Below are 242 nucleotides of genomic sequence, written 5' to 3'. Positions count from 1 at the left end.
AAATTTCTTTCTGCTCCTGTGGGTACTGAGATGTTTCAGTTCCCCACGTCTACCTCTATACAGCTATGAATTCACCATATAGTAACAGCTGATTAAAGCTGCTGGGTTTCCCCATTCGGAAATCTCCGGATCAAAGCTTACGTACAGCTCCCCGAAGCATATCGGTGTTAGTCCCGTCCTTCATCGGCTTCTAGTGCCAAGGCATCCACCATGCGCCCTTTTTAACTTAACCTGTACATCAC

Annotated in this window: 1 rRNA gene; it reads right to left on the bottom strand. The window is 46.7% G+C overall.

Going from position 1 to position 242, the window contains the following annotated elements:
- A 23S ribosomal RNA gene (locus FD17_RS12955) occupies positions 1-232 on the bottom strand; the annotation flags it as partial.
- Positions 233-242 lie beyond the last annotated feature (10 nt).

Source organism: Lentilactobacillus sunkii DSM 19904 (genome assembly GCF_001435575.1).
Classification (GTDB): domain Bacteria; phylum Bacillota; class Bacilli; order Lactobacillales; family Lactobacillaceae; genus Lentilactobacillus; species Lentilactobacillus sunkii.
This window is presented reverse-complemented; position numbering and strand designations above follow the sequence as displayed.